This window comes from Coprococcus sp. AM11-30B (assembly GCF_027674365.1).
GTDB lineage: Bacteria > Bacillota > Clostridia > Lachnospirales > Lachnospiraceae > Allocoprococcus > Allocoprococcus comes.
In genome coordinates, this window is record NZ_JAQDVB010000042.1 from 1 (window position 1) to 502 (window position 502).

A 502-nucleotide genomic window follows, 5' to 3' on the forward strand; every position below is an offset into this window, starting at 1 on the left:
ACACGCAAGAAGATTATACCATGTGCTTCTTCTGATACGCAACCGAGAACTTATGTTTGTGAAGGAAAGGAGAATGTAAGAATGGCAAAATCAACAAAAAGTTATGAAGAACGAATGCTTGAAATGGAAAAGAAGGAACAGGAAAGCCTTGAAAAAGCAAAACGATATGCAGCACAGAAGAAAGAACTTCTAAAACGAAAGAAAGCCGAAGAAAGTAAAAAACGAACCCATAGGCTCTGTCAGGTTGGCGGTGCGGTGGAATCCGTTCTTGGTGCGACTATTGAGGAGGAAGACATCCCAAAGCTGATTGGTTTTCTGAAAAAGCAGGAAGACAATGGGAAATTTTTCTCAAAGGCAATGCAGAAAGAAACAAATACCGATATGGAGGAAGTGTAATGGCGGATGGGATGAGTTTTTCATTCCCTTCATTGCTTTTTCATGAAGGGCGCACTTATGGACAACCAGAGGTCGTCCCAATAAGTTTGCCACAAGTGGCAACCGG

1 protein-coding gene is annotated in these 502 nt (G+C 42.0%); it reads left to right on the top strand.

Annotation, left to right across the window (positions count from 1 at the left end; genetic code table 11):
- The first annotated feature begins 81 nt into the window (after positions 1-81).
- On the top strand, positions 82-396 hold the full coding sequence (locus tag PGU50_RS17550) for a relaxasome subunit MobC (protein WP_270247603.1): 315 nt from the start codon (positions 82-84) through the stop codon (positions 394-396).
- The last annotated feature ends 106 nt before the right edge of the window (positions 397-502 follow it).

Coding starts and splice junctions, on each gene's coding strand:
- PGU50_RS17550 (WP_270247603.1), top strand. CDS start 82: ATGGCAAAATCAACAAAAAGTTATGAAGAACGAATGCTTGAAATGGAA.